The 26,734-nt window shown below is 64.5% G+C and carries 26 protein-coding genes and 1 pseudogene; 13 read left to right on the plus strand and 14 right to left on the minus strand.

Annotated elements, in window-relative coordinates:
• Positions 1 to 86: 86 nt before the first annotated feature.
• Positions 87 to 911 (minus strand): zinc-dependent peptidase, encoded by an 825-nt coding sequence (locus WA237_RS12430; protein ID WP_336097995.1) that lies wholly within the window; start codon positions 909 to 911, stop codon positions 87 to 89.
• On the minus strand, positions 908 to 3,070 hold the full coding sequence (locus tag WA237_RS12435) for a transglycosylase domain-containing protein (protein WP_336097997.1): 2,163 nt from the start codon (positions 3,068 to 3,070) through the stop codon (positions 908 to 910). The genes WA237_RS12430 and WA237_RS12435 overlap by 4 nt, the downstream gene beginning before the upstream one ends.
• Before the next feature lie 269 nt (positions 3,071 to 3,339).
• On the opposite strand from WA237_RS12435, the gene WA237_RS12440 reads away from it, so the two are divergent.
• Both WA237_RS12440 and WA237_RS12445 read left to right on the plus strand, forming a co-directional pair.
• Complete coding sequence (locus WA237_RS12440) at positions 3,340 to 3,678, plus strand: P-II family nitrogen regulator (RefSeq protein WP_009813815.1); 339 nt, start codon at positions 3,340 to 3,342, stop codon at positions 3,676 to 3,678.
• Between the two features lie 23 nt (positions 3,679 to 3,701).
• Complete coding sequence (locus tag WA237_RS12445; protein WP_286907520.1) at positions 3,702 to 5,027, plus strand: ammonium transporter; 1,326 nt, start codon at positions 3,702 to 3,704, stop codon at positions 5,025 to 5,027.
• Positions 5,028 to 6,111: 1,084 nt separating this feature from the next.
• Here WA237_RS12445 and WA237_RS12450 read toward each other — a convergent pair.
• The gene (locus WA237_RS12450) at positions 6,112 to 6,492 is read right to left on the minus strand and encodes a rhodanese-like domain-containing protein (RefSeq protein WP_336097998.1); all 381 of its coding nucleotides are present in this window, start codon (positions 6,490 to 6,492) and stop codon (positions 6,112 to 6,114) included.
• 111 nt (positions 6,493 to 6,603) lie between these two features.
• Here WA237_RS12450 and mutL point away from each other — a divergent pair, with 111 nt between their 5' ends.
• Positions 6,604 to 8,514, plus strand: coding sequence for a DNA mismatch repair endonuclease MutL (mutL, locus tag WA237_RS12455; protein ID WP_336097999.1), 1,911 nt, complete (start codon positions 6,604 to 6,606; stop codon positions 8,512 to 8,514).
• The gene (locus tag WA237_RS12460; protein ID WP_009813811.1) at positions 8,511 to 9,707 is read left to right on the plus strand and encodes a DNA recombination protein RmuC; all 1,197 of its coding nucleotides are present in this window, start codon (positions 8,511 to 8,513) and stop codon (positions 9,705 to 9,707) included. Before mutL ends, WA237_RS12460 begins: the two co-directional genes overlap by 4 nt.
• 21 nt (positions 9,708 to 9,728) lie before the next feature.
• On the opposite strand, the gene WA237_RS12465 is transcribed toward WA237_RS12460, so the two are convergent.
• The 9 genes from WA237_RS12465 to WA237_RS12505 form a co-directional block, all read right to left on the minus strand.
• Positions 9,729 to 10,109, minus strand: coding sequence for a hypothetical protein (locus tag WA237_RS12465; protein WP_009813810.1), 381 nt, complete (start codon positions 10,107 to 10,109; stop codon positions 9,729 to 9,731).
• 10 nt (positions 10,110 to 10,119) lie between these two features.
• Positions 10,120 to 10,890 carry a DUF6478 family protein gene (locus WA237_RS12470; RefSeq protein ID WP_050754128.1) on the minus strand — a complete coding sequence of 257 codons (771 nt, stop codon included), beginning with the start codon at positions 10,888 to 10,890 and terminating at the stop codon, positions 10,120 to 10,122.
• Positions 10,891 to 10,953: 63 nt separating this feature from the next.
• Complete coding sequence (locus WA237_RS12475) at positions 10,954 to 11,727, minus strand: hypothetical protein (RefSeq protein ID WP_198011659.1); 774 nt, start codon at positions 11,725 to 11,727, stop codon at positions 10,954 to 10,956.
• Positions 11,708 to 13,435: a dihydroxy-acid dehydratase gene (gene ilvD / locus WA237_RS12480; RefSeq protein WP_336098003.1), complete on the minus strand. Its 1,728-nt coding sequence runs from the start codon at positions 13,433 to 13,435 to the stop codon at positions 11,708 to 11,710. Before ilvD ends, WA237_RS12475 begins: the two co-directional genes overlap by 20 nt.
• Positions 13,436 to 13,571: 136 nt before the next feature.
• Complete coding sequence (locus WA237_RS12485) at positions 13,572 to 14,129, minus strand: F0F1 ATP synthase subunit B (RefSeq protein WP_009813806.1); 558 nt, start codon at positions 14,127 to 14,129, stop codon at positions 13,572 to 13,574.
• 4 nt (positions 14,130 to 14,133) lie between these two features.
• Complete coding sequence (locus WA237_RS12490; protein ID WP_216016171.1) at positions 14,134 to 14,709, minus strand: F0F1 ATP synthase subunit B'; 576 nt, start codon at positions 14,707 to 14,709, stop codon at positions 14,134 to 14,136.
• Positions 14,710 to 14,802: 93 nt separating this feature from the next.
• Positions 14,803 to 15,039 (minus strand): F0F1 ATP synthase subunit C, encoded by a 237-nt coding sequence (locus WA237_RS12495; protein ID WP_008227326.1) that lies wholly within the window; start codon positions 15,037 to 15,039, stop codon positions 14,803 to 14,805.
• A gap of 82 nt (positions 15,040 to 15,121) precedes the next feature.
• Positions 15,122 to 15,919 carry a F0F1 ATP synthase subunit A gene (locus WA237_RS12500; RefSeq protein ID WP_336098006.1) on the minus strand — a complete coding sequence of 266 codons (798 nt, stop codon included), beginning with the start codon at positions 15,917 to 15,919 and terminating at the stop codon, positions 15,122 to 15,124.
• A 4-nt stretch (positions 15,920 to 15,923) separates the two neighbouring features.
• Positions 15,924 to 16,271: an AtpZ/AtpI family protein gene (locus WA237_RS12505; protein ID WP_009813803.1), complete on the minus strand. Its 348-nt coding sequence runs from the start codon at positions 16,269 to 16,271 to the stop codon at positions 15,924 to 15,926.
• Between the two features lie 240 nt (positions 16,272 to 16,511).
• Here WA237_RS12505 and WA237_RS12510 point away from each other — a divergent pair, with 240 nt between their 5' ends.
• Positions 16,512 to 16,841 carry an ArsR/SmtB family transcription factor gene (locus WA237_RS12510; protein ID WP_040618411.1) on the plus strand — a complete coding sequence of 110 codons (330 nt, stop codon included), beginning with the start codon at positions 16,512 to 16,514 and terminating at the stop codon, positions 16,839 to 16,841.
• Complete coding sequence (locus tag WA237_RS12515; protein WP_336098008.1) at positions 16,831 to 17,832, plus strand: glycosyltransferase family 61 protein; 1,002 nt, start codon at positions 16,831 to 16,833, stop codon at positions 17,830 to 17,832. The genes WA237_RS12510 and WA237_RS12515 overlap by 11 nt, the downstream gene beginning before the upstream one ends.
• A 32-nt stretch (positions 17,833 to 17,864) precedes the next feature.
• On the opposite strand, the gene WA237_RS12520 is transcribed toward WA237_RS12515, so the two are convergent.
• On the minus strand, positions 17,865 to 18,746 hold the full coding sequence (locus WA237_RS12520) for a LysR family transcriptional regulator (RefSeq protein WP_009813800.1): 882 nt from the start codon (positions 18,744 to 18,746) through the stop codon (positions 17,865 to 17,867).
• A gap of 577 nt (positions 18,747 to 19,323) precedes the next feature.
• On the opposite strand from WA237_RS12520, the gene WA237_RS12525 reads away from it, so the two are divergent.
• A complete protein-coding gene (locus tag WA237_RS12525; protein WP_336098010.1) occupies positions 19,324 to 20,067 on the plus strand; it encodes a hypothetical protein in 744 nt (247 codons plus the stop codon).
• A gap of 260 nt (positions 20,068 to 20,327) precedes the next feature.
• On the opposite strand, the gene WA237_RS12530 is transcribed toward WA237_RS12525, so the two are convergent.
• Positions 20,328 to 20,870: a prolyl-tRNA synthetase associated domain-containing protein gene (locus tag WA237_RS12530; RefSeq protein ID WP_336098011.1), complete on the minus strand. Its 543-nt coding sequence runs from the start codon at positions 20,868 to 20,870 to the stop codon at positions 20,328 to 20,330.
• 175 nt (positions 20,871 to 21,045) lie between these two features.
• Between WA237_RS12530 and WA237_RS12535 the strand changes: the two are divergent.
• The 6 genes and pseudogenes from WA237_RS12535 to WA237_RS12560 all read left to right on the plus strand — a co-directional run bounded on the left by WA237_RS12535 (position 21,046) and on the right by WA237_RS12560 (position 26,686).
• Positions 21,046 to 21,840, plus strand: a pseudogene (locus WA237_RS12535) (carbon-nitrogen hydrolase family protein).
• Positions 21,841 to 22,354: 514 nt separating this feature from the next.
• Complete coding sequence (locus tag WA237_RS12540; protein ID WP_336098013.1) at positions 22,355 to 23,617, plus strand: alpha/beta fold hydrolase; 1,263 nt, start codon at positions 22,355 to 22,357, stop codon at positions 23,615 to 23,617.
• Positions 23,618 to 23,778: 161 nt separating this feature from the next.
• On the plus strand, positions 23,779 to 25,290 hold the full coding sequence (gene ffh, locus WA237_RS12545) for a signal recognition particle protein (RefSeq protein WP_216016166.1): 1,512 nt from the start codon (positions 23,779 to 23,781) through the stop codon (positions 25,288 to 25,290).
• 4 nt (positions 25,291 to 25,294) lie between these two features.
• Positions 25,295 to 25,825, plus strand: coding sequence for a GNAT family N-acetyltransferase (locus tag WA237_RS12550; protein WP_009813792.1), 531 nt, complete (start codon positions 25,295 to 25,297; stop codon positions 25,823 to 25,825).
• A gap of 2 nt (positions 25,826 to 25,827) precedes the next feature.
• Positions 25,828 to 26,397, plus strand: coding sequence for a GNAT family N-acetyltransferase (locus WA237_RS12555; protein ID WP_040618409.1), 570 nt, complete (start codon positions 25,828 to 25,830; stop codon positions 26,395 to 26,397).
• Positions 26,390 to 26,686, plus strand: a complete 297-nt coding sequence (locus tag WA237_RS12560) for a chorismate mutase (RefSeq protein ID WP_336098015.1) — start codon at positions 26,390 to 26,392, stop codon at positions 26,684 to 26,686. The genes WA237_RS12555 and WA237_RS12560 overlap by 8 nt, the downstream gene beginning before the upstream one ends.
• The last annotated feature ends 48 nt before the right edge of the window (positions 26,687 to 26,734 follow it).

Here is a 26,734-nt window from a genome sequence, read left to right on the forward strand (position 1 = left end):
GCCGCGCCCTCTCGGGCACACGACCCATCCGGCCCTCGCGGACCATCTGCGGGGGCCTTTCCCTTGCCCCCACCTGCGCCCGCCGCCTAGCGCCAGCTTACGGGGTCGAGATTGAGCAGCTCTGAGAGCTGCGCATAGAGCTCCGGCTCGTCCTCGCGCAGATCGCCGGGCCGCTCGAAAAACGCCTCGATCGCCACCGCAAAGAATTCCTCATGGCTCTGCGCGCCATAGGTGTCGAGAACGCTCGCCCGCCCGGTCTCGGCGCGGCGGCGCAGCCGCATATAGGCGCGCAGGAACACCCGTTCCCATTCGTCGAAACTCTGCCCCTCGGCGAGCACCGGCACGCCATTGGTATCGCCCGAAAGATCGTCGAACTGATGGGCGAACTCATGCAGCACCACGTTGCGCCCATCCTCCGGATCGGCCGCCCCCGCCGCGACATCGGCCCAGGACAGCACCACCTGCCCCCGCGACCAGCTCTCGCCGAGCCGCACCACCTCTTCCTCGCGCACCACATAGCCGTCCCGGCTCACCATGCGCGACCGAAAGGCCCCGGGATAGACCAGAACCGTGGTGAGCTCTTCATACCAAAGGTCACTCGCCAGCGGGATGAGACAGGCCTGCGCCGCAATCGAGAGCCGCATCTCCTCGCTGACCTCCAACCCGTCACAGCCGACAAACGCCACCTGTTCGAGAAAGAGCGCCACCCGCCCTTCGAGCATCGGACGCAGATCCTCTGGCAGCCGCGCGATCAGCGGCACCGCCGCGAGGATCGCTTGCCGCTGATCGGGGCGCAGCCCGGCCTCGATCAAATCCTGCCGATGCCGCGCCCGGCGCTGTCCCGACCGCCAGAGCGACAGCCCCACCAAGACCGGCAGGGACAGCAGGATCAGAACAATCAGCGTGCTCAATCGATCCCCAAAAGCTGACGCAGGATGTTTTCAATGGGCCGGTCACGCTGCCGCTGCGGCTGCCGCCGGGGCTGTTGCTGCGGCTGCGGTTGCGGCTGGGCTTGACGCGGCGGCTCGACCTTGGCCATGGGCAGCGGCGTCGGCGGCACGCCCTCATGCACGCGGATCATGGTCTCGCGCCAGATTTCCGCCGGAAGCCCGCCGCCCGTCACCCCGGTCAGCGGCGTGTTGTCGTCATAGCCCATCCAGACGCCCGCGACATAATCGGCGGTAAAGCCGAGGAACCACGCATCGCGCGCCGCCTGGGTGGTGCCGGTCTTGCCCGCCGCCTCGCGATCCGGCAGCGCCGCGCGCTGGCCGGTCCCCGAGGTCACCACCTTGTTCATCATATAGATGAGCTCTCGCGCCGCCTTCTCGTTGATCACCCGCTCGCCAATGCCGCCCGTGGTGCCCATCAGCGGCTCATTCTCGCCCAGCAGGCGCAGATCGATGAGCCCATAGGGCGTCACCGACGAGCCGCCGTTGAGAATACCGGCATAGGCCCCGGTCATCTCCAGAAGCGAGCTCTCCGACGCGCCCAGCGCCAGCGCCGGCCCGGCGGCAAGATCGCTCTCGATGCCGAAATCGCTGGCCACCTTGCGGACAAGGTCGCGGCCGACGCTCTCGGAGACTTTCACCGCCGGGATATTGTAGGATTCCTGCAGCGCCTCGGTGAGCGTCACCCGGCCATGGAACCGCCGGTCATAGTTCGACGGGCACCATTCGCCCGATCCGGGAATGTTGAGGCAATAGGCATCATCGACCACCGTGTCATTGGGCGAATGCCCCAGCTCGAGCGCGGTGGCATAGACGAAGGGCTTGAAACTCGACCCGGTCTGCCGCTTGGCCTGGGTGGCCCGGTTGAACGCGCCGGACACTTTGGTCTCGCGACCGCCGACCATGGCCCGCACCGCGCCATCGGCACTCATCACCACGATGGCGGCCTGCGCCTTGGACCCGTCGCGCACCTTGTTCTCGAAAATGAAATCCATCGCCTCTTCGGCCGCGCGCTGAATGCGCTGGTCGAGCGTGGTGCGCAGGATCACATCCTCGGTGGTGTCGCGGGTGAAGAAATCCGGCCCCGAATCCATCACCCAATCGGCGAAATAGCCGCCCGCCTGCCGCTGCGCCGCCTCCGACAGGGTCGCCGGGTTGGCCTGTGCCGCGCGCAGCTCGTCCGAGGTGAGATAGCCCTGATCATACATCAGCCGCAAAATCGTCGCCGCCCGGTCCTGGCTGCGCTTGAGATCATTGGTCGGGGCCAGCCGCGTCGGCGCGGTCAGCACCCCGGCCAGCATCGCGCCCTCCGAGGCATCCACCGCCGTCGCCGATTTGCCAAAGAACCGCTCTGCCGCCGCCTCGGCCCCATAGGCACCGCCGCCGAAATAGGCCCGGTTGAGATAGATCGACAGGATCTGATCCTTGGAATATTTCGCCTCCATGGCCAACGCGAAAATCGCCTCCTTGGCCTTGCGCAGGATCGTGGTGCGGCGGCAATCCTGCACATAGTCGCGCTCGCTCTTCCACTGGTCCTTGTCATATTCGACGCCGAGACAGAGAAGCTTGGCCGTCTGCTGGGTGATGGTCGAGCCACCATGCCCCTGCAGCGGCCCCCGCCCCTCGCGCAGGTTGATGCGGATGGCGCTCGCCACGCCGCGCGGGCTGATGCCGAAATGGCGATAGAACCGCTTGTCCTCGGTGGCGACCACCGCATTGCGCAGATGCCGCGACACGGTGTCGGCGGTCACCGCGCCGCCGAATTGATCGCCGCGCCAGGCAAACACATCGCCCTCGCGGTCCATCAAGGTCACCGATCCCTTGGACCGCCCATCGAGAAGCGCGGTCGCCTCGGGCAGGGTGCTATAGACATAGGCGGTGGCCAGACCGATGATCATCGCCACGATAAAGCCGACGCGCCAGCCGATCCCCCAGATCACCCGCCATATCCAGCGCAGAATCGCGAGGAAGAATCCGCTGATGCCGCCGCGACGGGGCGGACGCGGCTTGCGCGGGCGGCGGCGCGAGGGGGCCTTGGCGCGTTTCGGCGCGGCTGTTTTCTTGGCCGGGCGCGTGCGCTTGTCGGCCACCAGTCTCGTCTTCTTGCCACCTGAATTGCTCATCTCAGCCCTGCCCCGGCTCTTGAATTTTTCCGCCTTATAGCCCGGCACGGGGTCAAAGTCGCGCCTCCAATCCCCGCGCCTGCCGTTTTTCCGCCGCCCAATTTCTAGTCAATGCGACCCGGCTGCACAAAAAATAGTCGCCGAGCGCCCTAACAGCCAGATTTTTGCGGCTTCAGACTTCACGACAGCCCTTCTGCCCATTTTTCTGCCTCTGCACAACATTTGCCAAGAATGCCTGCCCCGCAGGCGGCTCATAAAGGGGAAGAGTTTTGAAACTCATCATAGCCACTATCAAACCGTTCAAACTGGACGAAGTGCGCGAGGCGCTGACCGGGGTCGGCGTGACGGGCATGTCCGTGACCGAGATCAAGGGCTTCGGCAACCAGTCGGGCCATACCGAAATCTATCGCGGCGCGGAATATTCAGTGAACTACGTGCCGAAAATCCGGCTGGAAATCGCCGTCTCGGACGCGCTCGCCGACGAGGTCATCCAAACCATCGCCAAGACCGCCCGCACCGGCAAGATCGGGGATGGCAAGATTTTCGCCCTCGACCTGCAACAGGCCATGCGCGTGCGCACCGGCGATCTGAACGACGACGCGCTGTAACGCGCGCAATAGGGAACGGACCCATGACACATCTGACCAAATTCGCACTCCCGGCGGCCCTCGTGCTGCTGCCGACGCTGGCCTCGGCCCAGGAGGCCGACACCACGCCGCTCAATGAAGATATCGGTTTCATCTTCACCACCTTCATGTTCCTCGTTTCGGGCTTTCTCGTCTTCTTCATGGCCGCCGGTTTCGCCATGCTCGAAGCAGGGCTCGTGCGCGGCAAGAACGTGACCATGCAGCTGACCAAGAACATGGCGCTCTTCTCGCTGGCGTCGATCTTCTACTATGTGATCGGCTATAACCTGATGTACCCGGGCGACGGCTGGTCCATCGACGGGCTGCTCGGCGCGTTCTCGATCACCAGCCTCGAGCCGGTGGGTCTGGAAGGCGCAGAGCCCGATCTGACCTATGCCTCGGTCGGGTCGGACTTCTTCTTTCAGCTGATGTTCTGTGCCGCCACCGCCTCGATCGTGTCGGGCGCGCTGGCCGAACGGATCAAGCTGTGGCCCTTCCTCGCCTTCACCATCGTGCTCACCGCCGTGATCTACCCGATCCAGGCGAGCTGGAAATGGGGCGGCGGCTTCCTCGATGCGGCTGGTTTCCAGGATTTCGCAGGCTCGACCGTGGTGCATTCGGTCGGTGGCTGGGCAGCGCTCGTCGGGGCCATCATCCTCGGCCCGCGCATCGGCAAATACGCCAAAGACGGCCGCGTGACCCCCTTCCCGGGCTCCAACCTCGCCCTGGCCACGCTCGGCACGTTCATCCTGTGGCTCGGCTGGTTCGGCTTCAATGGCGGCTCGCAGCTCTACATGGACACCGCTGGCAACGTGGCTGACATCAGCCGGATCTTCTCGAACACCAACACCGCAGCCGCTGCGGGGGCCGTGGCCGCGCTGATCCTGACCCAGCTGATGTACAACAAGCCCGACCTGACGATGATCCTCAACGGCGCCCTCGCAGGCCTCGTGTCGATCACCGCCGAACCGCTGGCGCCCTCGCTCATCGAGGCCACGCTGATCGGTGCCGTCGGGGGTGTGATCGTGGTCTTCACCGTGCCGCTGCTCGACAAGCTCAAGATCGACGACGTGGTCGGCGCCATCCCGGTGCACCTCTTCGCCGGCATCTGGGGCACCATCGCCGTCGCCTTCACCAACTCGGACGCCAATATCCTGACGCAGCTCTATGCCATCGTCGTGGTCGGTGTCTTCGTGAGCGCCGCCTCCGCCGTGGTCTGGCTGCTGCTGAAGGCGATCATGGGTCTGCGGGTCGATGAAGAGGCCGAGATCAACGGTCTCGACACCACCGAGCTCGGCATGGAAGCCTATCCCGAGTTCACCCGCAGCTAAGCCTGCCCTCTCCCAAACCCAAACCGTCCCGGCATCCCCGGGGCGGTTTTTTTGTGGAAGGTGAGCGTCTCGCGCTGGCTTTGTCTTGCGACGATCCTTGCGAGCCAAAACAGACCAACGGCTCTCGGTCAGTCGTCCAGCAGCCCCGAAGCTCAGCCGCAGGTCCAGCAGCCCCAAAGCTCAGCCGCAGGTCCACAGGCCAACAGCACCCGGCCTCGCAGCCGAAGGCCAAAAGCACCCGAGCACCCGCAGGCCAATACCACCTGACCTCACACCCGAAGGCCAACAGCACGCAGCATCGCACCCGCGGGCCAACAGCCCCCGGCCTCGAACCCGCAGGCCAATAGCACCCGAGCATCCGGCCTCACGCTCGAAGGCCAACAACCTCTTTTCGTTCGACCTCGCGCCGCTCAGCCTCATGTCGTTCGGCCTCACATCCCAACTGCCTCGCTGCCATTTACCGCACACCTAGGCAGTTGCAGACGCATGTCGCGCGGAAGAGAAAAGGAGATCAGGAGGGCCAGTGCTAACTCTAGGGTCAGCCCCAGACCTTCAAGCAAACCAGACCTTCCCAAAAACCAGAGCTTCCAAAAAACAAGAGCTTCCAGCACAGCCGCCAGTTCACCAGCGCGGTCGCCTCGCACATAAAGCGCTCAGCCCGGCACTCAGCCCAGGACGCAATCCATCACTCAGCCCAGCACGCAATCCATCAGGCGACCCAATACGCGACCCAATACGCGATCCGGGCCCCTGTCACCTGCCGACCGATTGACCTGCCAACCAATTGGCCCGCTAACCAGCTCTGCGCCCAAATCGCCCATCCAATCCGCTCAGCACGCTGTCATCCGATCCAATCAAACTCTCCTCTGCAACATCCCTTTAGCCCACAGGCTACGCGATTCGGCCCTTCGCGCCGGCCCGTACGACCAACCTAGCGATAAGATGTTGAAAAACGGTAAAATGCCCGCGCGCGCCGGTCACACACCCGCGCTTACCCGGGAGAAGCCGCAAAACCGCCCTCACCGACACTGCCGCTTTGCCGACGCGTTACCGACGTCTTACCGACATCGCGAAAATCCGCCGCTTAATCCTGGTTAACACGGCTCTGGCCGCCGCTCGGAAAATCCGCCGCGACATGGGGCAGTTTCGCCTCTTTCCATGCGCCGAACCCGCCCTCGAGATGGGCGATACGCTCGGCCCCGGCAGAGAGCACCTTATGCGCCATCTTCTCCGACCGCATGGCGCTGCCACACATCAGGACGAGGCGCTTTTTCCCTTCTTCCGGCAAGGCCTTAGCGTCGAAATCCGCCATCGGCATGAGCAGCGATCCCGCCACATGACCGAGCATATATTCGGCCGGGCTGCGCACATCTATGAGCACCGCTTCACGCGCCTCGAGCGCCTCATGCAGCTCCTGCGCGGTCCAAGTTTCCAGCGTTTTACCATCGACAGATTCACGTTTCATTCCGCTCTCCTTTGTGACACATTCGGGCGCTCAACCCCCGGCCTGCACCGCCTGTTCCGCCCCGGCGAATGCATTGGCCGAATCGACGCAACTCATGCTAGGTCTTGTGGCATGGCCGACCCAATCCACCATATCAGCGATACGCGCCCTGTCATCCGACAGCTCGACGACGCCGCGATCAACCGGATCGCCGCCGGTGAAGTGGTCGAACGCCCCGCCTCTGCGGTCAAGGAACTCGTTGAAAACGCGTTAGATTCCGGCGCGACCCGGATCGAGATCAGCCAGGCGCAGGGGGGCAAATCGCTCATCCGTGTGACTGACAATGGCTGCGGCATGACACCACAAGATCTGCCCCTCGCCCTGTCTCGCCACGCCACCTCCAAGATCGACGGCAGCGACCTTCTGAACATCCACAGCTTCGGCTTTCGCGGCGAGGCCCTGCCCTCGCTCGGCGCCGTCGGACGGCTGACGATCCAGTCCCGCGCCGCAGGCCATGACGCGGCTGAAATCACCGTCGCGGGCGGCGATATGAGCGCCCCGCGCCCCACCGCGCTGAGCGCCGGCACCGTGGTCACGCTGCGCGACCTGTTCTACGCCACCCCGGCGCGGCTCAAGTTCATGCGCTCGGACCGGGCCGAGACCCAGGCCATCGCCGATGTGGTCAAACGCCTCGCCATGGCCGAGCCCTCGGTGGGTTTTACCCTGCGCGACGTGACCGGCGGCGGCGAGGGGCGGGTCACCTTCCGCGCCGATCCCGAACAGGGTGATCTCTTCGATGCGCTGCACCGCCGTTTGGCCCGGGTGCTGGGCGCGGAATTTGCCGAAAACGCGATCAAGATCGACGCCAGCCGCGAGGCGCTTCGGATGACGGGCTATGCCGCCCTGCCGACCTATTCGCGCGGTGCGGCGGTGGCGCAATATCTCTTTGTGAATGGGCGTCCGGTGCGGGACAAGATGCTCACCGGGGCCTTGCGCGCCGCTTATCACGACCTTCTGTCGCGCGACCGGCACCCTGCCGCCGTGCTCTTCTTGACCTGCGATCCGACCCTCGTCGATGTCAACGTCCACCCGGCCAAATCCGAGGTCCGGTTTCGCGATCCGGCGCTGGCGCGCGGGCTCATCGTTTCGGGCCTGCGTCATGCGCTCGCCGAGGAAGGCCACCGCGCCTCGAGCACCGTCGCCGGGGCGACGCTCGGCGCCTTCCGGCCCGAGGCCACCGCCCCCGGCCAAGCGCCCCGCGTCTATCAGATGGACCGCCCCGGCCCCGCCAGTCGCGCCATGGCCTATCAGGCGCAGGCGCCGCTCACTGGCGCGCCGCTGTCGCAGAGCCCCGGCTTTGCCGATCTGCAGGCGGGCTATTCGGCGCGGGTCGAGCCCGATGATTTCATCGCGCCCATGGCGGCTCACCCCGGCCACGAGCCGCAAGCTGACACGCCGCTGTCCGCCCCGCTCGGCGCCGCGCGCGCGCAGATCCACGAGAACTACATCATCGCTCAGACCGAGGACGGGCTGGTGATCGTTGATCAGCACGCCGCCCATGAGCGGCTCGTTTACGAGAAATTAAAGACCCAGCAGGCAGAACGGGGTGTCGCGGCGCAGGCGTTGCTGATCCCCGAGATTGTCGAACTGTCCGACGGCGACCGGGGCGCATTGCTCGACGCGGCCGAGGATCTTGCCGCGCTCGGCCTCGTGATCGAAGAGTTCGGCGGCTCGGCCGTGGCGGTGCGCGAAGTGCCCGCCATCCTCGGCGCGGTCGATGCGCGGGCCCTGCTGCTCGACGTGCTGGACGAGCTGTCGGACCAGGGCAGCAGCATGACCATACGGGGGCGTATTGACGCGATCCTGTCGCGGGTCGCCTGCCATGGCTCGATCCGCTCTGGCCGCCGGATGCGCGCCGAAGAGATGAACGCCCTCCTGCGCGAGATGGAGGCAACGCCGCATTCCGGTCAGTGCAACCATGGCCGCCCCACCTATGTCAAACTACAACTGGCCGATATTGAACGGCTGTTCGGACGCACATGATCACCCTTGGCGATACCACCTACCCGCTCGACCATCCGCTTGTGCTGGGGCTTCTCGGCTTTGGCGCGGTGCTGCTTTTCATGGTCATCTTGCTCATCATCACGGTGCGCGCCGCTGGGCGCTCGGCCCGGATGGCCGAGCCGATGGTGCACCATATGAACAGCCTTTCCCAACGGGTCCAAGGGCTTAGCGACGGGCAGCATCAGCTCGCCGGCGGGCTCAACCATGTCTCCGAGGCGCAGGCGGCGGCCCAGGCCAACATGCTGCAGCTGATGGAACAGCGGCTGGCGCAGGTCTCGGAACGGATGAATGAGAACCTGCAAGGCTCGGCCCGGCGCACCGCCCAATCGCTCGGCGATCTGCAGCAACGGCTCGCGGTGATCGACAAGGCGCAGGACAATATCACCAAGCTCTCGGGCGATGTTCTGTCGCTCCAGGACATCCTGTCGAACAAGCAGACGCGCGGCGCGTTTGGCGAAATCCAGCTCCACGACATCGTCTCCAAGGCATTGCCCAAGGACAGCTACACCCTGCAACATACGCTATCGAATGGTCGGCGTGCGGATTGCCTCATCCATCTGCCGAACCCGCCGGGCCCGATCTGCATCGACAGCAAATTCCCGCTCGAAGCCTATGAGAAACTGCGCCGCGCCAACACCGATTGGGAGCTCAACGAGGCCGCCAAATTTCTCCGCATCACCCTGCGCAAACATATCAAGGACATCTCCGAGAAATACATTCTCGAGGGCGAGACCGCCGATGGCGCGCTGATGTTCCTGCCTTCCGAGGCGGTCTATGCCGAGCTGCACGCCAACTTCCCCGAACTGGTGCGCGAGGGCTTTGCGGCGCGGGTCTGGATCGTCTCGCCGACGACCTGCATGGCGACGCTGAACACGATGCGCGCCATTCTCAAGGACGCGCGGATGCGCGAACAGGCGGGCGCGATCCGGCGCGAGCTGTCGCTGCTCTTTGCCGATGTCGACCGGCTCTCGACCCGGGTGGAAAATCTCGACCGGCATTTCAGCCAGGCCGCCAAGGATGTCTCGGATATCAAGATTTCCGCCGACAAGGCGGGCCGCCGGGCCAAGCGGCTCGACAATTTCGATTTCGAAGAACTGGCGCCCGATCCGGTTGCGGGCGCGGTGCCCGACCCCGCCGCGCGGGTGGTCAAGCTGCCGGGCGACAAGGGCTAAACGGCCCGCCCGGCCCAGAATTTACCCAGTGGTTTCGAGGCAATGCCGCCGGAACGCGCGTTTCAGCAGGTCCAACTCTTCGCGCAGAAGCATGACTTCGGCCCGAATGTCATAGCTGAGCGCATCGCCGGAAATCAGGTTGAAACTGTCGAGCGTATCGCCGGTCTTGGCATCATGGATGAGAAAGGTCTGCACCCCGTCCGAGATAAGCTCGGCCGGGATCGGCACCCGCACCACCCAATGCCCCGCCTCGCGGTTCTCGACCACCTCCACATTGGGGATCTCTTCCTGCAGATGGGTCACCTTGACCTGCGGCTGGCTGTTGCCCTCCTGGGCCGAGGTGAGAACGCCTTCCCAGACCCCTTCAAAGAGCCGCGTCTTGGTCAGTGTCAGTTCGCTCATCTCTCGCCTCTCAGAATTCGGCCCGCATACGGCGGCTAAAGGTCAGATCGCGCAGAATGACCTGGCTCATCTGCGGGTTCTCAAAGATCAGATCGACCCAGGCCCGCTCGATCCGCTTCTCGTTCAGGTTGGAATAGGCGAGATCAAACTCGACCATGATCTCATCATCATGCAGCGGCAGTTCACGCACGATCTGCTCGGTGTTGGGACCGTGTTTGATGTTGAGCCGGGCAAAGATTTCAAGCGGCCGCTCCATCTCGACGATAGTGCTCATCCGGATGAGATGGGTCTTGCGCAGCCCATCCACCGCCGCATGCGGCATGTCGAGCACCAGCGACAGGAACGACCCGTCAAAGGCAAACACGTCCATCCGCAGCCCAAAGGGCGCGAGATCCGCCTCGCGGTGATTGCGCAGCTGCCGCAGGCCCAGCTCGGACCGTTCGCAATCATGAAACAATGTGAGTTCCGATCCGAGCTTGGACCGGCTCTGCACCGACGACATGCCGGCACTTGGCAGCGGGCTGCGCCACAGGTTCGGACGCCAGGCCCAATCGGTGCCATGCGGTTTCGGAAAAGCGTTCGACCCGATGCTCGGAAGCGCCAGCCGCGTTTCCGAGATCGAGTTCACTTCATTGAGGTAATACAAGTACTTCCGGGCCGCGTTCCGTAAGGATCGCAATTCATTGAGCGGCATCTCCGGGGCGCGGCGGGCGGCCTTGGCCCAGCGCTTTAGCCCTCGTTGCTGCAACAGGTTTTGCCCTAAGGGGCTGCGCAATCGCATCTGCTATGGCCTCGGTACTGCGTTTCCTACTTCTACCCTGTCATAGGCATTGCTGCCAGATGATTAACCCGAATTTGAAAACAATCTATTGAGACCGCCCAAAATACCCTCGGTGCGCGGCGCCGTGGGGTGGGTTTTCGGCCCGTTTGACAGCGGCTGCGCGATGGGCGCGGCATCGGGTCGGATGATCCGTGTTGGGCTCTTGTCGCGCAGGATTTCCGCCAGATCGACAATGAGACGCTGGCCCTTCGGCCCCGCTGCCTTGCCGCCCCGCGCCGCATAGACGGCGAGGCCGATCACATGGCCGTTGATCTCCATCGCGGCCCGCCAGTGGCGCGGGTCGCCGCCATCGATGCCCTGCGCGCCCCCGGCCCCCAGATGCACCAGCGACACGCCATCGCCGTCGATCCGGTCGAGCACCTTGGCGGGCTGCATCTGCTTGGCGAGCGCACGCGCATCGGGCGGTGTCGCGTCCTTGCGATAGGGCAGCACCGAAACGGTCATCAGCACCGGCTCGACCGAATGGCCCGGCGTCCCGGTGAGCGCCTCACAGCTCGCCATCAGCACCACATGCCCGCCGCCCCGCTTGCGCAGGCTGGTGGGATCGATGCAATAGCCCTGCGGCCCCGCGACCACGACCTCGCCATCGAAAAGCGCCGCCTGACGCCGCGCCGCCGGGGCTTTGCGCCCCGCGCCGTCGTCGCCCGAGGCTGCGAAACTGTTGCGCCCTGTCCCCGCCTCGCCCGTCGCCAGACAGCCCGCCAGAGGCAGGGCCATCGCGGCCACGAGGGCAAGGCGGCGGATCCCGCCCATCGGGTTAGAGATCCATATAGACATGCTTCTCCGCTTCGGCACCGGGATGGGTCACAGCGCCCTTGTAGGTCTCGCCCACGAGCTGGGCGTATTTCCACAGCGCGCCGCTGGAATAGATCGTCTCGCGCGGGCCTTTCCAGGCCTCCTTGCGGGCCGCCAGATCCTCGTCGCTCAGCGCCACGCTGAGCTCGCCGGTGATCGCGTTGATGGTGATCACATCGCCATCCTGAACCAGGGCAATCGGGCCGCCATGGGCCGATTCCGGTCCGACATGGCCAACGCAGAAACCACGCGTCGCGCCCGAGAACCGGCCATCGGTGATGAGCGCGACCTTCTTGCCCATGCCCTGCCCCGACAGCGCCGCCGTGGTGGCGAGCATCTCGCGCATGCCCGGACCGCCTGCGGGGCCCTCGTTGCGGATGACGAGAACCTCGCCCTCCTTGTAGCTGCGCGCCTTGACCGCCTCAAAGGCGTCCTCTTCGCACTCAAAAACCCGCGCGGGGCCCGAGAAGACTTGCTCCTCTTCGCTCATGCCTGCGACCTTCACGATGGCGCCTTGCGGGGCAAGATTGCCCTTGAGACCGACGACACCGCCGGTCTTGGTGATCGGTTTCTCGACGGGATAGATCACCCGGCCATCGGCCTCGCGCTCGACGATGTCGATCTCTTCGCCAATGGTGCGACCGGTGACGGTCATGCACTCTTCGTGGATGAGCCCCGCCTTGCGCAGCTCCTTCATCACCACCGGCACGCCGCCCGCCTCATAGAGGTCCTTGGCGACATATTGCCCGCCCGGTTTGAGATCGACGAAATAGGGCGTGTCCTTGAAGATCTGGCACACGTCATCGAGGAAAAACTCGAGCCCCGCCTCATGGGCAATCGCCGGCAGGTGCAGACCGGCATTGGTCGAGCCACCGGTACAGGCCACGACCCGCGCGGCATTCTCGAGGCTCTTGAGCGTGACAATGTCGCGCGCCCGGATGTTCTTTTCCAAAAGCGTCATCACGGCCGCGCCCGAGGCGGTGCCATATTGGTCGCGGCTTTCATAGGGCGCGGGCGCCCCGGCCGAGTTGGGCAGCGCCAGACCGATCGCTTCAGAGACGCAAGCCATGGTGTTGGCGGTGAACTGGCCGCCACAGGCCCCGGCCGACGGGCAGGCCACTTTTTCCAGCGCCCGCAGCTCTTCGTCCGAATTGGCCCCCGCCTGATGGCGGCCGACGGCCTCGAACACGTCCTGCACGGTCACGTCACGGCCCTGGAACCGGCCCGGCATGATCGAGCCGCCATAGATGAAGACCGACGGCGTGTTGAGCCGCACCATCGCCATCATCATCCCCGGCAGCGACTTGTCACAGCCCGCCAGACCCACGAGCGCATCATAGCAATGGCCGCGCATGGTGAGCTCGACAGTGTCGGCAATCGCCTCGCGCGACGCGAGCGAGCTGCGCATGCCCTCATGGCCCATGGCGATGCCGTCGGTCACGGTGATGGTGGTGAACTCGCGCGGCGTGCCGCCCGCTTCCTTGACGCCCATCTTGACCGATTGCGCCTGCCGGTTGAGCGAAATGTTGCACGGCGCCGCTTCGTTCCAACAGGTCGCCACGCCGACCAGAGGCTGATGGATTTCTTCTTCCTGAAGCCCCATCGCATACATGTAGGACCGGTGCGGCGCACGCGCCGGGCCTTCGGTCACATGGCGGCTGGGCAATTTTGCTTTGTCGAATTTGGTCATGGCTGGGCTCCCGGAAAACTCTCGTATCCGCAATATTCGCTTGCGCGCGGCGACACAAGCCACCCGGCCCCCGCCATGCGAAAAAGCCCGCGCTGTCGCACGGGCTTTGTCAGGCTGTTCCGGGCAGTTGCGCGGGTTAGTGGAGCTTGTCGCCCACTTCCGCGATGGCCTCATCGATGAGCTTGTTGCCATCTGCCGCGGTCATCTGCTTGGCGATCACGTCGCGGGCGGCGGCAATTGCCACGGCCACGGCGCGGTCGCGCACTTCCTTGACAGCACCGGCTTCGGCCGAGGCGATCTGTTCTTCGGCGGCCTGCAGACGGCGCGCGATGGTCCCTTTCAGGTCCTCCTTGGCCTTGTCCGCGGCGGCGGCCGCTTCGGCCTTGGCGTGCTCGACGATGCGAGCGGCCTGGTCCTGAACCTCTTTCTGCTTGCGCTCATAAGAGGCGAGCAGCGTCTGCGCCTCTTCCCGCAGGGCCCGGGCCTCGTCGAGATCCGACTTGATGCCTGCGGCGCGCTTGTCCAGCATTTCGCCGATCTTGCCGGGCACTTTGAGCGCCACGATCAGACCCACGAAAAGCAGGAAGGAAATCAGAACGACGAAATTCGTGTTCTTGAGGGACAGAAAAGGCCCGGAGGCAGCCAGCGCAGGGCTGGCGGCAAACAGGGCAAAGAGCGTTGCTGTGATCCGCATGGTCTTACCCTTTCATCCGCGCATTGATGGCTGCCGTCACGGTCCGTGCATCGGCCTTGCCGCCCATCGCCGCAACGATTTCCTTGGCAGTGTCCTTGGCAACGGCCTTGACGTTGTCGAGAGCGGTCTCGCGGATTTCCGCGATCGCCTTTTCGCCCTCGGCGGCCTTGGCTGCAATCTGGGCATCGGCCTTGGCCGTCGCCGCATCGAGATCGGCTTGGATCTCGGCCTTGGCTTCGGCCACGATGGCCTGGGCTTCTGCCCGGGCATCCGCCAGCGCCTTCTGATAGGCCTGTTCAGCCTCTTCCGCCTTGACCTTCAGGTCTTCGGCGGCTGCCAGATCATTGGTGATCGTGCCCTGACGTTCGGCCAGAATGGCCTCGATACGCGGCAGAGCCACGCGCGAGAGAACGAAATAGAGCACGACGAGCGTCAGCAGCAGCCAGAAGATCTGGTTGCCCATCCACTCACCACAGAGCTGGGGCATACCAATGGCACCGCCATGGCTGTCAACGCAGACGCCTGCCTCTTCGAGAGAGACCGGGCTCACGTGACCCGTTTGTGTGGCTTCGGTTGCCATGTCGTCGTCCTCCCCGTGGGAAACTTTCCGGTTACAAAGGGTGAAAGGCGCTCAGGCCTTCCACCCCGTCGTAAGGATCAGGTTCCGCTGGGTTTAGACGGCGAACATCAGCAGCAGAGCGACCAGGAACGAGAAGATGCCCAGTGCTTCTGCAAATGCGATGCCGATGAAGAGAGTGGCGGTTTGGCCAGCAGCGGCCGACGGGTTGCGCAGAGCGCCCGCCAGGTAGTTGCCTGCAACATTGCCCACACCAACAGCCGCGCCGCCCATGCCCATGCATGCCAGACCCGCGCCGATGTATGCGCCCATTTGTACGATATCGCCTTCCATTTCGATTCTCCTTACGTTGGAATTGCGTAGTTAGGTTGTCTCGATGCGGCAGGCAGATGCCCGCCCCACCGGTCTTTCGGGCTCAGTGATGCGGGTGAAGCGCATCCTTGAGATAAACACATGTCAGGATGGTGAAGACATAGGCCTGGATGAAGGCCACCAGCACTTCGAGAGCATAGACAGCGGTGATCGCGAGGATCGACAGCGGCGTCACCAGAAGGCCGAGACCGGTCGACAGCAGGATCATCGGGGCAAAGGCCGCGAAGACTTTGATCACCGCGTGGCCCGCCATCATGTTGCCAGCGAGACGAATGGAGTGGCTCACCGGGCGGACGAAGTAGGAAATCACTTCGATCAGCGCCAGAACCGGACGCAACGCCAGCGGGGCCGAGCTCACCCAGAACAGGCCGAGGAAGCCGGCACCGTTTTTGACAAAGCCCATCACCGTCACCGTCAGGAACACTGCCATCGCGAGGATCGCGGTCACGGCAATATGCGAGGTGGGCGTAAAGGCGCCCGGCAGCAGGCCGAGGAAGTTCGCGAAGATGATGAACACGAACAGCGTCATGATATAGGGGAAATAGGGCAGCGCGTCCTTGCCAGCCACATCCTCGACCATCTTGCGGATAAAGCCATAGCAGAGCTCGGCGATCGACTGGATGCGCGACGGGATGACCGAACGACCCGAGGTGCCCAGCACCAGCAGCGCGGTCGCGGCGAGAACCGTCATGACCATCCAGAAGCTGGAGTTGGTAAAGGTGAACGTGCCAACCGCACCTTCACCGAAGAAGGGCTTTACGATGAACTGGTCCATCGGGTGAAAGACCAAGCCGTCGCTCTTCTCGGCACCAGCTTCCATTCCCAGCGATTCAGACGCCATGCTTTTACCTCTCGTTTGCGTCGGTCTCCGACGCGGTCCCTTCGGCCGTCTCGGCCATTTTCTTGGCCTGGATCTCGCTGGCGCTGCGCATCATCGTTTTGACACCGGCCGCCAGACCCAGAAATGTAAACAGCACCAGGAAGATCGGGATCGTCCCGAACAGGCTGTCCAGCCCGTACCCGATGCCAAAGCCGATCAAGAGACCGGCCACAAGCTCTATCACCATCCGCCACGCGAGATGCGCCTGGCTATAGTGCTCCTCGGTATGGGCCTTCTCCTTGACCGGCGTTTTCAGCGCCTTGATCTTGGCATCAAGCTCGGCAAGTCGCTGATGATCGTCGCCGTTCGACACGGTTTGGCCCCCACGTCAGGTTTGCGCCATTGCTATGCGCGGGGGGCGACTGAGTCAAGCGCGGGGAAATCCACCTAACTGATTGAAATAACTCGCTTTTCATTTTCGCGCCCCCGGCCAAACCCGGCCTTGGCGCCCCAAACCCTCCCGCCCGCTATATTCAACCCGATGGTTGAGCTTTGCCGCGCCGCCCCCATGCACCCCGTTGACCTTCGCCCCCGCTCGGGGCTTATGGGGGACATGTCCAACCCGCTCGACACCGTCTTTGCCGCCCTGGCCGATCCGACCCGCCGACAGATCCTGTCGATGCTGCTCGAGGATGACATGGCCGTGACCGACGTGGCCGAACCTTTCGAGATGAGCCTCGCCGCCATCTCCAAACATCTGGCGATCCTCGGCCGCGCCGGGCTCATCACCCAGGAACGCCGGGGCCGGGTGAAATGGTGCAAGCTCGAACCCGACGCGCTGCGCGACGCAAGCATCTGGATGCAGAGCTTTGGCCAGTTCGAGGCGGTCAATCTTGACGCTTTTGAACGCTTCCTCGCGACGGAGCTCGACGATGCCGACTGAACCGGGGGCGTTCAATCTCTCCCCCGAGGCGCTGCCCCCGGCGCAGATCGACCGGATCACGGACGCCCGCATCGTGCCCATGGAAGGCGGGCGCGGCATGGCACATGGGGTGTTCCGCCCCGACGGCAGCTTTTGCCCCGGCTCCGCGACGCTCCTGTCCCGCAATCGGCTCAGCATCGCGCCCAGCCCGCCAGACGAGAGCCAGTTCAAACATCTGCAAGGCCGCCATCTCTATGCCGGGGTCGGGCGGCACCATTTCGGCCATTTCCTCGTCGAGGGGCTGGGCCGGCTCTGGGCGCTCGACCGCCACGCCGACGAGATCGACGGCATCCTCATCGTGCCCAAGCACAACAAGGACATCGAGGCGGTGATCCACCGCCGCTTCCTGCCCTTCTACAGCCTTTTGTGTGAGGAAAAGCCGCTCTGGCTCATCGACAGCCCCGCCCGCGTCGACGAACTGCTCCTGCCCAGCCCCGGCTTTGGCCATGGCAACTGGACCATCGGCACGCCCGAGTTCCGCGCCTTCATCCGCCGCCGCATCGCCGAGAGGATCACCCCCGACGGCCCCGAACGGGTCTATGTCTCGCGCACCCGCTTCAAGACCCCGGCGCATCGCATGGATCAGGAAGAGGCGCTCGAGCGCAAGATGATCAAGGCCGGCTATGTGAGCTTTCACCCCGAGCATTACACGCTCGAAGAGCAATGCCAGGTCTATATGTCGGCCCGCGAAATCGTCGGCGCCGATGGCTCGGCCTTCCACCTCGCGCCCTTCGCCCTGAAACCCGGGACGCGGGTCGGCCTCATCCAGCGCCGTGCGCGTCAGCCCGCCTTTGACGCGCTGGTGGCCCAGATCCGCGCCTTCGTCGATGTCGAGCTGCACACGTTCCACCCGCTCTGCGCGGAGGCAGAGGCTGCGACGGATCGGGACGCCGCCGCCCCGATCGACCTCGCGGCCCTGCTGGCGGCGCTCAAATCCCGCAACTTCCTCTGAGGGGGCTGCGCGGGATCACTGCGCCGCGTGGCTCAGATATTTTCCCACTCTTTCGCCGCCTCTTTGAGCACGGTGAGAAAGGCCTGCACCTTGGTGGTGCGGTGCAGATCCATATGGGTCACCAGCCAGAGCGGCGAGGTCCAGTCATCCTGCGGCGGCAGGATCTCGACCATATCGTCGAGCTCGCGCGCCTGCAGCTGAAACATGAACCCGATGCCCGCGCCCTCAATGATCGCCCGGCGCAGCGCATGGAAATCGCCACTGCGGAACACGATGTTTTCCGCCGGGATATGCTCGCGCATCCAGCGCATGAAGGGCGCGCGCGAATTGGGGTCATCGGCCCCGACAAAGAAATGATTGGCCATATCGGCCAGATCCTTGGGCGCGCCATGGCGTTCGACATAGGACCGGCTGGCATAGAGCGCGACGCGCTGCTTCACAAAGGGCTGAACGACATTGTCCGGCTGATCGGGCACCGAACCGGCGCGGATCGCCACATGCGCCTCGCCATATTCGAGCCGAAACAGCCGGTCGCCGGTGAGAAACCGCACCACCACCTCGGGATAGTCTTCGCGGAAGCGTGTCAGCACCGGCACCAGAAGATGGCTCAACCCGCCGAGCGAGGTCACCACGAGATCGCCGGAAACACCATCGCCCCGGCCCCGGATACGGCCGACAAGCTGGCTGAACTGATCGTCGGTCGCCTGCGCCACGCGCAGCAGATCATCGCCCGCCTCGGTGGCCGTATAGCCCCGCGCATGACGTTGAAAGAGCTTGACGCCCAGCCGCTCTTCGAGCGCGTCGATATGGCGAATGACCGTGGCGTGATGGACGCCCAACCGTTCCGCCGCGCCACTGACCGTCCCGACCCGCGCCACATGATAGGCGGTGCGAATTTCATCCCAATTATCCATAACTCATCCTCTGTGCACTAACCAACAGTTCGTGCAGAATGGTTATCGCGCACCACGTTTCGGCACAAGTCACCGGAGGGTTTTTCTGGTTTTCCCGCCCCGGATCGGCCGCCAAGCGCCCCCGCCAGAGCCCGATTGCCCAACGAGCAGGCCCTTTCGCAACGCAGGCCCTTCCCGCCCAGATCCGCCGCGCCAACGGCCCAAGCAAAGCCCGACCGCCCCCCGAGCCGGCTCTTTCGCAACACAGGTCCTCCCCCGCCCGGACCAGCCGCGCCAGCGGCCCGGGCAGAGCCCGACCGCCCCCCGGGCGGGCTCTTTGGCGGCCACAACCCTACCTTCACACCAAAAGAATTCAGGCCCGATAAACTGCCCCGCACAGCCGGCACAACGCCCCCCCGCGGTCGGGCCCAGCCCTGCCTCAGCCCCGCTCGCCCTGAGAGACCTCGCCACCCCGGCCCACCCTATCGACCTGGACCCAGCGCTCCACTCTTTCCCATTCGCGGCCAAACTCCGGCCATAATGACAGGGTCCCAATGTCACCTGTTGTCGTACCGTTAACCAGTTCAGGAGTTTTCCCATGAAGTTGAACGATCATCTGTCCTGCGGTCTAGCTATCGCTGCATTCTGGGGGGTGTATTTCTTCTATCCAACACCTATTCCCCTCATCGCCCCGATCCTCTTTACGATTGGCCTGACCGCTTACGACTTGGCGGACAGCCGGTCTCGGCAATCGTCTCCCCTTCCCCCCGAATACAACCCGCTCACCGGGGCAGACCATTTTCCGGTCGAGCGAAAGGCCGGAATGGTCTCGGGCGCCCTCTATCTCTGCTGTGGCGTCATCCTACTGTCGTCAGTTCTGTGGTCAGCCTTCTTCTTGGGCAAGCCCCCGTTCAAGAGCCTGAGTCTTCCCATAGGGGCGATCGTAATGTTCATCGGGGTGACCTTCCTCCTCGCACAGCGCAACGTCCGCGAGATCCTGATTGGTGAACAGCAAATCACATTTCTGCCAAGAGGCGACACAATCGACCTGAAGGATATCACCCTGCTCAGTCTCCCTCCCCAGGGCGAAGAGATCTCGCTTGTTCAACTGACACTGCGCTCCAGCCGGTACAGGTTCATTCCGGGCGTGCTGAGCCAATGGCGCCACACCTGCTGGATCAGCATCTCGGGTAGCGATAAGAGTGCTCTCACCGAAACATTGCGCAATCGCCTTCTCGAGGCTCACGGTCGCGTGCCCGCCTCAAAGCCGGTCAATCGCATCCTACGGACCCTCTCAGCGCCCACGATGGACACCGCGTCTACGCCAACAACGGAGAGGTAACGCCCCCCGCCCGGATCCGCCGCGCAGCGGCCTGGGCAAAGCCCGACCGCCCCCCCGGGCCGGCTCTTTCGCAACACAGGTCCTCCCCGCCCGGAACAGCCGCGCCAGCGGCCCGGGCAGAGCCCGACCGCCCCCCCGGGCGGGCTCTTTGGCGGCCGCAGCCCTGCCTTCACACCAAAAGAATTCAGGCCCGATAAACTGCCCCGCATAGCCGGCACAACGCCCCCCCGCGGTCGGGCCCAGCCCTCCGCGACCGACCCTCAGCCCAGCTCGAGCCAGCGGATCTCAGCGCCCCAGCCGCGCAGCACCCGCTCGAGATCATCGGGCGTCATCGCCACCGTCCGGTCATTGACCAGCGGGTGCAGATGCACCACCTCCGCCCGCCGCAGCGCCGCGTCCATGATCAGCGTCACGCCCGTCTCGGCCCCGGTCACCATCGCCAGCGGGCTCACCGCGCCGGGGCGCACGCCGAGATGCTCCATCAGCCGTTCGGGCGAGCCAAAGCTCGGCCCCGGCGCGCCGATCTGCGCCCCCAGCGCCTTGAGATCGACCTCGCGGTCCTGTTCGAGCACCACGAGGTAATTCCGCTTCTTCCGGTCGCGCAGGTAGAAGTTCTTGATGTTGATCACCCCCTCCCCCGAGGGCAGCACATCGCCCTGCACCGTCTTGGCATCCTCGACCGTGCGCAGCGGGATATGGCTATAGGCGGTGATCTCGCAGCCCGCGGCGCGCAAGAGATCGAGCATCTTGTCCGAGCTCACCGGCAGGCTGTCTTGATGGGCGGATGAGGCGTCGACGGTCATGGCAGGCTCCTTTGGCGGGTCGCGCCCTCTTCGCCAAACCGGCCCGCAAAATCAAGCGCTCGCAGCCCCAATTTGCGCACAGTCGCTTTGCTGTCGCGATACCGACGCAATACCGACATGGGAAATTTCGCCAAAACCCATTGCACCCCGGCCCCCGCCGCGCCAATCATGCGCCATGAAACTCGCCCTCTATCAGATGTCCGCTACCGCCAATCCCACCCCCCGCGCCCGGCGGATCAGCGAAGCGCTGACCCGTGCCAGCGCCGCCGGTGCCGATCTCATGGTCGCCCCGGAACTGGCGCTCTCGGGCTATGGCGCGGGCGACGCGCTGCGCGATCTGGCCCAGCCCGCCGAGGGCCAATGGTGCTAAGATTTGCAAGAGGTTGTGGAGGCCTCCGGCTGTGCCCTGGTGACCGGCTTTCCCGAACGTCTGGGCGAGGCGCTGCACATCTCTGCCATGGCGCTCCGCCCCGGTCAGCCGCCGGTGATCTACCGCAAGGGGTTTCTCTATGGCGACTATGAAAAGGCCATCTTCACCCCCGCCGGCCCCAATGTGGTGACCTTCGACTATGCCGGGTTGAAAATCGGGCTACTCATTTGTTTTGACGTGGAATTTCCCGAATGCACCCGGTCTCTTTCCCTCGCCGGAGCCGAGCTTATTCTCGTCCCCACGGCGCTCCCGGCTCAGCCCGGAAGCCCCTTTGTCGCCAATGCGATGATCCCGGTCCGCGCCTATGAAAATCAGGTCTTCGTGGCCTATTGCGACCATGCCGACGCCGACGATGCCTTTGCCTATCAAGGGCTGAGCAGCATCGCCGCCCCCGATGGCACGCTGTTGGCCCAGGCCCCCGAGAGCGGCGAGGCGATGATCCATGCCGAGATCACCCCCGCCGCCTATGCCGAGGGCCGCCGCCTCAACCCTTATCTCGCAGAATGGCGCGCCAGCCAGCGGGCCCAGACCAGAGACTAACCCCCGAAAACCGCAGAAAAGCCAGACGGCCAAATCGGGCAATTTTCGGCTTTCGGGGGTTGCCCTGCGCCCTGTCAGGCACAAGACCTCTCTGGGATTAGTGCGGCCGACCCAATGCGGCCGGCCAGACCGCCCCGCTCCGCAACAGCCCGGCCAACCCCGCCAACCAGCCCTTGCCAGACGCGGCCCCATCACGGGCGAGCTTGTGGCACTGGCAGGAGCGCATATGACGGCCTCTCGCCATGTAAAACGCGGTATCTATTGACCCATCGGCGCGATATCGGATCGCGGGCTCCATCGCCGTCGAACTCTCTGTGTCCTGCGGTGTTTCCTGATCTCTTTCCCGTGTCATCGCATATTCCCTTTCTGCTTTTCCCCATCTCAGCAGAAGACCGATGCGCGCGCTTGAAGAGAGGCTTGTGAATGTCTTGTCTTTTCGTTGCCGCGCGGTCGATCCTGATAGACCTGACAGAAATGGCTTGCCGGGTGGCGGGGCCGCGATATTCAATGTGCTATGGTCTATCGCTTTGCCAATTGCCGCCTCGACCCCGCGCGCCACCTGCTCCTGCGCGATGGCGAGCCGGTTCATGTCGAACCACAGGTCTTTGCCCTCCTGCAGGTGCTGGCCGAACGGGCCGGGCAGCTGATCACCAAGGATGAACTGGTGGAAACGGTCTGGCGCGGGCTCGCGATATCCGACGCGACGATCAGCGCCCGCATCTCGGCGGCGCGCAAGGCAATCGGCGATACAGGCCGGGCACAGGCGATCCTGAAAACGGTACATGGTTGCGGGTTTCGGCTCGTCGCCCCCGTTTCGACCGATCAGGCCGGGGGGCCGGACGAGGCGCAATCGCGCCCCGCGAGCGCCAAGGCACCGCGCCACGTGCTGCGTTTCGCCCAGAGCGCGGATGGGAGCCGCATCGCCCATGCCCAAAGCGGCGAGGGGCCGCCGCTCCTCAGGCTCGGGCATTGGCTGTCGAATGTCGAACTCGACTGGCACTGCCCGGTCTGGCAGCCGTTGCTCACGGCCCTTGGCGCGCGGCACAGGCTCGTGCGCTATGACCAACGTGGCACGGGCCTCTCGAGCCGCGAGCTGCACGCGGCGACCGGGGCCGGCATCACCCCATTCGTAGAGGATCTCCTCAGTGTTGCCGATGCCAATGGCCTGACCCGGTTTCCGATATTTGCCGCTTCGCAGGCGGTGCCGGTGGCGATCGGCTTTGCCGCGCAGTTTCCCGAACGAGTGAGCGGGCTGATCCTCTATGGGGGCTATTCCAAAGGGCGCGCCCTGCGTCCGCCCGCCCCCGGTCAGATGGACGAAGCCACCGTGCTGTCGCTCATCCGGGCCGGCTGGGGCCAACCGCGCAGCGCCTTCATGACGGCCTTTTCCAGCCTGTTCATGCCGGACGCCACGCCAGAACAGCTGGCCAGTTTCATCACCATGCAGGTTGAAACCATTGCCCCCGACAAGGCCGCAGAGCTGCGCCAGATCGTCGACCGGTTCGACGTGGCCGATCTGCTTGGCACGATCCGGGCGCCGACACTTGTCTTTCATGCGCTCGACGATGCGATCCATCCGGTCTCCGAAGGGCGGCAGCTGGCCTGCGGCATACCGGGTGCGCGATTTGTCCCGCTGCGCAGCCGCAATCACGTCCCCCTGCCCCAGGAACCCGCATGGCATCTCATGCTCGATGAGATCGATGGCTTTCTGTCAGAGCTGGAGGCGGGCGGGCCAAAACCTGCGCCAGAGCTTGACTCACCAGCGTCTGAGGGCTAAACGCGCCAGCATATCCGGGAGTCTGTCACTGCTTCCGGTCCCTTGGGCCCTGCCCGGGATCGCCCCCCACCAGCGCGTTGCGCCCGTGGGGGCAATTGTGATTTGCAGCGTCGCCCATATCTTGGGAGGCAATAGAGAAACCGGCAAAGGAGGCCGCGGCCATGTTTGAAAATCTGTCCGAACGCCTGTCCGGTGTCTTTGACCGGCTGACCAAACAGGGCGCGCTGTCTGACGAGGACGTCAAAACCGCCCTGCGCGAAGTGCGCGTGGCGCTGCTCGAGGCGGACGTATCGCTGCCCGTGGCGCGGGATTTCATTGCCCGCGTGCAGGATCAGGCCACCGGCCAGTCGGTCACCAAATCGGTCACCCCCGGTCAGCAGGTCGTCAAGATCGTGCATGACGCTCTGGTCGAGACGCTGCGTGGCGAAGGCGACCCCGGCGCGCTCAAGATCGACAACCCGCCCGCGCCGATCCTGATGGTCGGCCTGCAGGGCTCGGGCAAAACCACGACCACCGCGAAACTCGCCAAGCGGCTCAAGGAGCGCGATGGCAAGCGGGTGCTGATGGCCTCGCTCGACGTCAACCGCCCCGCCGCCATGGAACAGCTGCAGATCCTCGGCCAGCAGATCGGCGTCGACACGCTGCCCATCGTCAAGGGCGAGGATCCCGTCGCCATCGCCAAACGCGCCAAGACCCAGGCGAGCCTCGGCGGCTATGACGTCTATATGCTCGACACCGCCGGTCGGCTCCATATCGACGCCGAGCTGATCCAGCAGGCCGCCGATGTCCGCGACGTGGCCAACCCGCGTGAAACGCTTCTGGTGGTCGACGGTCTCACCGGTCAGGACGCGGTCAACGTCGCCACCGAATTCGACGACAAGATCGGCGTCACCGGCGTCGTGCTGACCCGGATGGACGGCGACGGGCGCGGCGGTGCGGCGTTGTCGATGCGCGCGGTCACCGGCAAGCCGATCCGCTTTGTCGGCCTCGGCGAAAAGATGGACGCGCTCGAAACCTTCGAGCCGGACCGGATCGCCGGCCGTATCCTCGGCATGGGCGACATCGTCAGCCTTGTGGAAAAGGCGCAGGAAACCATCGAGGCCGAACAGGCCGAAAAGATGATGCGCCGCTTCCAGAAGGGTCAGTTCAACATGAACGACCTCAAGATGCAGCTCGAGCAGATGCAGAAGATGGGCGGCATGGAAGGCGTGATGGGCATGATGCCCGGCATGGGCAAGATGGCCAAACAGGTGCAGGAGGCCGGGTTCGACGACAAGATCATCGCCCGCCAGATCGCCCTCATTCAGTCGATGACCAAGAAAGAACGCGCCAACCCGAAACTGCTTCAGGCGAGCCGCAAGAAACGGATTGCCAAGGGCGCAGGTCTCGAAGTGGCCGAGCTCAACAAGCTTCTCAAAATGCAGCGCCAGATGGGCGACATGATGAAGAAGATGGGCAAGATGGGCAAAGGCGGCATGCTCAAACAGGCGATGAAAGGCATGTTTGGCAAGGGCGGCCCGAGCCCCGAGGAGATGGCGCAGGGCATGGACCCCAAGGCGCTCGAACAGGCGGCCAAGCAGATGGGCGGCAAGCTGCCCGGCGGCATGGGCGGCCTGCCCGGTCTCGGTGGCGGTCTGCCCCCCGGCCTGTCGGGCTTTGGCAAGAAGAAGTGACGCCATGAGCCTGACCCTGAACATCCCCCGGCTTGAGACCGACCGCCTGATCCTGCGCGGCCCCGAGGCCAGCGATTTCGAGGCCTATTGCGCCTTTCTCACCGATCCGGTGCGTGCCGAAGGCTTTGGCGTCGAAAAGAACCGGCCCAAGGCGTGGCGCTGGTTCGCGCTCAACATCGGGCATTGGGCGCTGCACGGCTACGGCTATTTCACCATCGAGGACAAGGAGAGCGGCGCGCCCTGTGGGCTCACCGGTATCTGGAACCCCGAAGGCTGGCCCGAGCCGGAAATCGGCTGGGTGGTGTTCGAAGGGTTTGAAGGCCGCGGCATCGCCCGCGAGGCCGCGACCCGCGCCCGGCAATGGGCCTATGATGATCTCGGGATGACGACGCTCACCTCGAATATCGTGCCCGGCAATGACCGTTCGATCGCGCTGGCCGAACGGCTCGGCGCGCGGTTTGAACGCAGCTACACCAATGTCGAAATGGGCGAAGACATGCTCTATCGGCATCCCGGACCGGAGGCGCTTGCGTGAACATGCCCGACGCCACCCCGGCCCAGCTGCCCGCCAATGTGCCCGTGGTCGAGACGCCCGATCTGATCCTGCGCGGCTATCGCGAGACGGATTTCGAGGCGCTGGCCGCCTTTGGCGCGTCCGAACGGTCGCGCTTTGTCGGCGGCCCTATGGACCGCTGGGCCAGCTGGCGCGCGCTTCTGGCCGGGATGGGCCATTGGGTGCTGCGCGGCTATGGCATGTGGATGGTCGAACATCGCGAAACCGGCGCCGTGGCCGGACGTGTCGGCGTCATCTTCAACGAGAGCTGGGACGAGCCCGAGCTCGGCTGGCATATTTTCGACGGGTTCGAGGGCCAGGGCTACGCCTATCAGGCCTGCCTCGCCGCCCGTGACCATGCGGCGCGCCACATGGGGCTTGATGGGGTGATCAGCTATATCGCCGCCGAAAACGCCCGCTCGCGCCGTCTGGCCGAACGGCTCGGCTGTGTGCATGAGCGCGACGGCACCCTTCTCGACCAGCCCTGCCAGGTCTGGCGTCACCCGAAACTGGCGGAGACCGCCGCCGAGACGAAAGGCCAAGCCGATGACTGATGCCGCCACCCGCGCCGCCGAGCTTCTCAAGGGTCACCGCGAGAGCATCGACCGCCTTGATGCCGTGCTGGTCTTTACCCTCGCCGAGCGGTTCAAGCACACGCAATCCGTCGGTCAGCTCAAGGCCGAGCATGACCTGCCCCCCTCCGATCCGCTGCGCGAAAGCCAGCAGATCGAGCGGCTGCAACGCCTCGCGCGCGAAGCCGATCTCGACCCCGAATTCGCCAAGAACTTCCTGAACTTCATCATCGGCGAAGTGATCCAACACCATAAGAAACACCAATCCTAGGACCGGTCACAGGCCCGTCCCACCCAGCCATTCAAAGGAGATACAACA

Origin of the sequence: Roseovarius sp. CH_XMU1461, from assembly GCF_037027165.1 — a bacterium.
GTDB classification, from domain to species: domain Bacteria; phylum Pseudomonadota; class Alphaproteobacteria; order Rhodobacterales; family Rhodobacteraceae; genus Roseovarius; species Roseovarius nubinhibens.